Origin of the sequence: Mycobacterium innocens (genome assembly GCF_900566055.1) — a bacterium.
Taxonomy (GTDB): Bacteria; Actinomycetota; Actinomycetes; order Mycobacteriales; family Mycobacteriaceae; genus Mycobacterium; species Mycobacterium innocens.
Genome location: NZ_UPHQ01000066.1, coordinates 1 through 6,430, shown reverse-complemented (window position 1 = coordinate 6,430; position 6,430 = coordinate 1). Strand labels below are relative to the sequence as shown.

Annotated in this window: 7 protein-coding genes and 1 pseudogene; 7 read left to right on the top strand and 1 reads right to left on the bottom strand. The window is 64.8% G+C overall.

The annotated features are described in order from the left end of the window. The first annotated feature begins 161 nt into the window (after positions 1-161). The 6 genes and pseudogenes from lpqS to EET03_RS08280 all read left to right on the top strand — a co-directional run bounded on the left by lpqS (position 162) and on the right by EET03_RS08280 (position 5,931). Positions 162-533 (top strand): putative copper homeostasis (lipo)protein LpqS, encoded by a 372-nt coding sequence (gene lpqS, locus EET03_RS08305; RefSeq protein ID WP_167470606.1) that lies wholly within the window; start codon positions 162-164, stop codon positions 531-533. 100 nt (positions 534-633) lie between these two features. Then, entirely contained in the window at positions 634-1,824 is a 1,191-nt protein-coding gene (locus EET03_RS08300; protein WP_082274543.1) for a PLP-dependent cysteine synthase family protein, read from the top strand. Continuing rightward, positions 1,824-1,934: pseudogene (locus EET03_RS31280) on the top strand (hypothetical protein); the annotation flags it as partial. The gene EET03_RS08300 and the pseudogene EET03_RS31280, both read left to right, overlap by 1 nt. 107 nt (positions 1,935-2,041) lie before the next feature. Next, positions 2,042-2,293, top strand: coding sequence for a hypothetical protein (locus EET03_RS08295; RefSeq protein WP_075541960.1), 252 nt, complete (start codon positions 2,042-2,044; stop codon positions 2,291-2,293). Further along, on the top strand, positions 2,290-4,098 hold the full coding sequence (gene ngg / locus EET03_RS08290; RefSeq protein WP_075541959.1) for an N-acetylglutaminylglutamine synthetase: 1,809 nt from the start codon (positions 2,290-2,292) through the stop codon (positions 4,096-4,098). Before EET03_RS08295 ends, ngg begins: the two co-directional genes overlap by 4 nt. A 654-nt stretch (positions 4,099-4,752) precedes the next feature. Further along, positions 4,753-5,931 carry a glycoside hydrolase 5 family protein gene (locus EET03_RS08280; RefSeq protein ID WP_075541958.1) on the top strand — a complete coding sequence of 393 codons (1,179 nt, stop codon included), beginning with the start codon at positions 4,753-4,755 and terminating at the stop codon, positions 5,929-5,931. A gap of 4 nt (positions 5,932-5,935) precedes the next feature. Here the strand turns inward: EET03_RS08280 and EET03_RS32335 are convergent, their stop codons facing one another. Next, positions 5,936-6,058: a hypothetical protein gene (locus EET03_RS32335; protein ID WP_279637641.1), complete on the bottom strand. Its 123-nt coding sequence runs from the start codon at positions 6,056-6,058 to the stop codon at positions 5,936-5,938. A gap of 121 nt (positions 6,059-6,179) precedes the next feature. Between EET03_RS32335 and EET03_RS30750 the strand changes: the two genes are divergently transcribed. Next, the coding region (locus EET03_RS30750) for a hypothetical protein (protein WP_208649021.1) at positions 6,180-6,430 on the top strand (251 nt) is incomplete at its 3' end.

Below are 6,430 nucleotides of genomic sequence, written 5' to 3'. Positions count from 1 at the left end.
GGAAGTTCACCACCACCGACCTGAACGACCTGCTGACCAAGCTCGACAACCACGAACCCCAGCACAATCCGATCCAGCCCCGAGCAGCCTGAATGCGACCCCCGACGAACTTACGGGCGCGACCACTAAGCAATGCATTCGGGCTGCCGCGGTGGCGATCAGTGATCGTCGCGGCGACAGTGGCGTTCCTGGTTGCCCTCGTCGGCCACTCGGCCATGCTGCATTCCGAGACTCATACGCGGCACCCTGCGCACGCTCTGCTTTCTACGGTGGGCGGTGAGTTCGCTGTCAACGTCGACCACGCCCACCTTTTCGACGGCTCGTCGACCGACTGCCACAATGTGTTCGCGACCGCGGTGTTGCCGCGGCCGGCTACCACGTTGGTAGCACTTGGAGCCGTGGCGGCACTTATCGCGATTACCGCTGCGCTGGCCAATCTTGTCGTGCCAGCCGGGCGTGGTCCGCCCAAGGTGCCGATTACTGCCCTTGCCGGTCAAGATCTCTTGTCCCGATTCTGCCTGGCTCGTCGCTGATCGATCAGCGTCAGGTCGTTGTGCCATGCCACGACGACCGGTGACCGCTGACCGACGTTCAACGCCGCCCCTTGCGGCACACGTGCGAAAGCCACGATCAATGAACGATCTTTTATCTGTAGCAACCTGCGAGCGCTTCGAACTCGCCACTGACAGTGCCGAACTGCAGAGCTCTTGGCGCTCGATCCCAAATCCGCACACCCTGAGCCAGCTCGCGTCGGCCGGATACGGCGTCACCGCCGGTAGACATCGGGAACCCCGCACCCTGGTGGGTAATACGCCGGTGCTGTGGATTTCAGACCCCTTCGGTACCGATGACCGTGGTTTTTGGGCCAAGCTGGAAGGGGCTAACCCCGGCGGCATGAAAGACCGGCCCGCTCTGCATATGGTGGAATGCGCTCGGGCTCGTGGTGACCTGCAACCCGGAGCGCAAATTATTGAATCCACGAGCGGCACTTTGGGTTTGGGTATGGCGCTGGCGGGACAGTTGTATGGGCATCCGGTGACGGTGGTCACCGACCCCGGGATGGAACCGATCGTCCAACACATGCTGACCGCCTACGGAGTGCGCGTCGACATTGTCACCGAGCCGCATCCCAGCGGGGGTTGGCAGCAGGCCCGTAAGGACCGGGTTGCCGAGCTGAGGGCCGCCGACCCGCATGCCTGGAATCCCGACCAGTACAACAACCCCGACAACGTCGATAGCTACCGGTCGCTGGCGACCGAACTGCTCAACCAGCTCGGAAGCATTGATGTCTTGGTGTGCTCGGTGGGAACCGGCGGCCATTCAGCAGGCGTGGCCCGCGTGCTGCGCGACGTGAACCCCAACCTGAAGCTGATCGGTGTGGACACCATCGGTTCGACGATCTTCGGGCAACCAGCGGCCATGCGGTTGATGCGCGGACTGGGATCGAGCATCTATCCCCGCAATGTCGACTACCCGGCGTTCGCGGAGGCGCACTGGGTAGCCCCGGCCGAAGCGGTCTGGGCGTGCCGCACCCTGGCGAGCAGCTACTACGTCAGCGGGGGATGGAGTGTGGGGGCCGTTGCGCTGGTCGCCGGCTGGGCGGCCCGCACCCATGAGCCCGGCACCAAGATCGCCGCGGTGTTTCCCGATGGCCCGCTGCGCTACTTCGACACCATCTACAACGACGAGTACTGCCGCCAGCACGATCTACTCGATGCGGCTCCACCGACCGAACCAGCGGTCATCGATGACCCGATCAAGCAGGTGGTGCAATCCTGGACGCGGTGCACCAACGTGGTCGATCCAGCGCTGGTTAGGCAGTAATGGCGTTTCTCGCACAGTTCCGCAGCTTCGACGGGCCCAGCCGAATGCTGATGATCAACCAGTTCGGCATCAACATCGGCTTCTACATGCTGATGCCGTATCTGGCCGATTGAAGCATCCCCGCCGGTGTCTGCGCGCGCATCTACACCCATCTCAGAGCCGTCGGTTCGGGTGGTGCACGTTGGTACTCGCTCCAAGATGGGTAACCAACACGGCGATGGCGCATCTAATAGAGGGTCTGGTCGTATTCCACGATCACGGGCCGGGTGAGTCGGCGACAGTGTGTTCGCGGGAACTGAAGGGTCAGCATCGCTCGACATTGGCGGTCACCCGTGGCATCCAGCCACAGGCCATCGTCGATCCCCCGGTGGTCGAATCCGACGGCAAACTGGTCCTGGGTGGTGACAGCGGAATCCGCTATACCGTTTTGCCGGAGTCCCGGTTGCCGAGCGAGGGCGGGGCGCCATGACCGCCGTCGATCCCTCGCAGGACCATTCCGAGCCCATCACGATGAGCCTGCACGACGCCTCGCCGCCGGACCTGATGGAATCGATGGCCAACGATGTAGAGCTCGATTTGGGTTGGGGTCGGCTGATATTCGGCCAAACCTTTGCAGATTCCGCCGCACTGTCCGAGGTGCTGCGGCAGGAGGCTCCCGGACGGCGCGACATCTGCATCTACGCGCGAGAGCCGCACGTGATCGTCGCCGGAGCACCGAATGAGTTGTTCATCGACCCCAGCCATACCTATCGGCTGCGTTTCGCCGACGATTCGGCAAACCAGGATCCGGCGTCCGCTCCGGTGGGCGTGACAGTGCGCACCCTGCACGTCCCCGCCGATGCCGATGCCATGAATCGCGTATTCGTCCGGTGCGCAATGGTTCCGGCGCCGGTCGAGACGATTTGGCACAACCATCTACATGCCGATGCGGTGACCTACCTGATCGCCGTGCGTGACGACGACGGCGCGGTGGTCGGTACCGCGACCGGTGTCGACCACCAGGTGCTCTTCGCAGACCCGGAGCGAGGATCGAGTATGTGGACCCTGGCGGTCGACCCGGCCGCCGGGCTGCCCGGAATCGGGGAGGCTCTGACCCGGGCCATGGTTGACCGCTTTCGCCACGCGGGGCGCGCCTACCTGGACCTGTCGGTCGCGCACGACAACGGCGCCGCCATCGCCCTGTATGAGAAACTCGGATTTCGCCGGGTCCCGGTGATGGCGATCAAGCGTCGCAACGCCATCAACGAGCCGCTGTTCACGTCACCGCCGGAGACAGTCGATGACCTCAATCCCTACGCGCGGGTCATCGCCGATGAGGCGCTGCGGCGCGGAATCTTCGTCGAGGTACTGGATGCCGAGACCGGCGAGATGCGGCTCACCCACGGCGGGCGCAGCGTGATCACCCGTGAGTCGCTGTCCGAATACACCTCGGCGATTGCCATGTGCCGGTGCGACGACAAGCGTTTGACGCGACGCCTGGTCAAGGAGGCAGGCATCAACGTTCCTCGGGTGCGCCCGGCCACCTTCGACGACGACGACTACGCGTTCGTGACCGAGGTCGGCGAGGTCGTCGTCAAACCAACCCGCGGCGAGCAAGGCAAAGGCATCACCGTGGGGGTGAATGCCGACAACGGTCCCGACGAGCTGACCGCGGCTTTGGCCCGGGCTCATGAGGAATACCCCGAGGTGATGATTGAGCAACGAGCACCGGGCGACGACCTACGCTTAGTGGTCATCGACGGCCGGGTGGTTGCCGCCGCGCTGCGGATGCCGCCGGAGGTCGTCGGCACGGGCGAGCACACCGTCCGCGACTTGATCGAGGCCGAGAGCCGGCGACGATCAGCCGCGACCGGCGGCGAATCGCACATTCCTTTCGACGACATCACCCGAAACACCGTCGCCAAAGCCGGCTGGCAACTCGATGATGTTCTGCCCGAAGGTATTCGGCTTCACGTTCGGTCCACCGCCAACCTGCATCAGGGCGGCACGATTCGCGACGTCAACGACAAGGTGAACCCCGAACTATGTCGAATCGCGGTCGAGGCCGCCGAGGCGATCGCTATCCCGGTGACCGGAATCGACTTACTCGTGCCCGATGTCACGGGCGCCGACTACACCTTCATCGAAGCCAACGAGCGCCCCGGCTTGGCCAACCACGAACCGCAACCCACGGTTGCGGCTTTCGTCGACTTCTTGTTCCCCGGCCAGCCCCGGCAACCGCCGGCCTGGACTCCGGAAGAGTCGCGGCCACGTCGATCTGACGGCACCTCGTAGCCCACGACGATTCCCGGGGGGACCCGTTTCGCGGTGCCAGAACGGCGCCGGCCCAGCACCTCGACTCCGCCGACGCCGGTTGGACGAGAATGTCTGTGCCGCGGTCGCTTCGGCGCTTGGCCTCGACAACCGCGTCGAGCAGGCTGGTGGGCAGGACCGGCCAGCCGAGGCCAAGCCCCGGAGCCAGGCTCTTGCTAGCACTGCCCGCATAGATCGCGTTGGATCCGCGAGCCGCTATTCGACGCGCGTCCGACTCTTGCGCATTCAAACATGTTTGGCGGCAGAGGGATTGGGGAACGCTCCCCTCGGCGTCGGGTGCCAGTCAGCTACCATGTCAGTCCATCAGATGTACGCAACGACCAATCGCCCACGACGTTGTCCGCTTTGCCGGTCACGACCGCAACCCACGTTGTCTGCCTGGCAGCCGCGAGCTCGTGGCATTCGGCGCCGCGGGTGGCGCCGACCCGCTAATCTGGAAATGCTAACGGCGCCAACGCAACGGCTGATGAACTGGCATCGACCGACGGGCGGACAACCCCTCGGTCGTGGGCCGACTGGGCGTGCCACTGGGCACGCTCGACTATCCCGGATCTGGCCTGGATCTGGCCAGATCTGGGAAGAGCTGTTCGACACGGCAGTCTCCACCGTCATCCGATGAAGGGCCCCGATAGTGTGACGTCTGCAAGAAGTCGAGGTGACGTCGTCCCGCGCCGAACCGTCCTCAAACTGCCGCTGGTATCGCTGGCGGGTCTCGCCCTGGCTCATGTGCCCCGGGTATCCGCGGCGGGAGCAGGCCAGTGGTCACCGGACCGCGCCAACACCTGGTACCAGGCGCAAGAGCGGCTCATCGGCGCGAATTACATCACCTCGAACGCAGTCAATCAGCTCGAGATGTTCCAGGCCGAGACTTTTGCCCCCCAACAAATCGATACCGAGCTGCGCTGGGCGCGGTTGTGCGGGCTCAACAGCGTGCGCGTGTTTCTCCACGATCAGCTTTGGGCCCAAGACAATCGGGGCTTTCAGCGCCGTCTCGCACAGTTCGTCGCCATCGCCGCCCGCCATCACATCAAGCCGCTTTTCGTCTTCTTCGACTCCTGCTGGGATCCGCTTCCCCATCCGGGTCCGCAACCCGAGCCCAGGCCCGGGGTGCACAACTCGGGTTGGGTGCAAAGCCCGGGCGCTGAGCACCTCGACGACCGCAGCTACCGCCCTGTCCTGCACGACTACGTCACCGGAGTGCTGAGCCAATTCCGCAGCGATGACCGCGTATTGGGTTGGGACCTGTGGAATGAGCCCGACAATCCCGCCCGCCCGTATCGTTCCGTCGAACGGGCGGACAAACAGCAACGAGTGGCAGAACTGCTCCCGGAGGTGTTCCAGTGGGCACGCTCAGTGGACCCAAGTCAACCGCTGACGAGCGGCGTGTGGCACGGCCAGTGGGCGAATCCGCGGCGTCGCAGCACGATCTGCGCCATTCAATTGGACAACGCCGACGTGGTCACCTTCCATTGTTATGGAGCGCCGGCTGTTTTCGAATCCCGCATCGCTGAGCTTTTGCCGCTGCGCCGGCCCATCCTGTGCACCGAATATCTGGCCCGTCCGCTGGGCAGTACCATCGCCGGAATCCTGCCAATTGCCAAGCGGTACAACGTCGCAGCGTTCAATTGGGGGTTGGTTGCCGGCAAGACCCAGACCTACCTGCCCTGGGACTCCTGGGATCACCCCTATCCGACGGTCCCCAAACTGTGGTTCCACGACTTGCTGTATCCCGACGGACGGCCATACCAGGACGGCGAAATTCGGATCATGTCAGCAGTCGATCGGATGAACTGACGCGTCACAGCACCTGCAGGCCCAAGACGGCACCGAGCAGGGTCACAGCGGCGAACATCCAGGCAACGTAGTCGCCGACATGGCCGGAGTGAGCCGATTGCAGCGCCGCGACAGCCGGTCGGACCACCGTCGACACCCGTCGTCGCGACGGCGCGCTGTCGTCGGTTCGCCGCAAACGCCAGGATCGCCAGGCAACCGGCGATCAGCACACCGATGACGGCCAGGCTCACCCCACTCGCCGACCAGCTGTGCACCGCGCCGGTCGCCGGGCCGGGTACCGTCCGTCCCAGAGCAGCGGCGACATTCCCGGCGGTGTCGACGAATCGTCGTCCGGCGGCATCGGCGGCCTGAACAAGTCCGGGTACCACCCCGACCGCCAGGCAGCCCAGCAGCAGGACGGCGACCGGGAGGTACATGCTCGGCGGCGTCCGGCGCAGGACCGTGTCCGGCTCCTCCTCGCCTTTGCTGGCCCGCGACGTGTCGGCGGATGGCTCCGCGC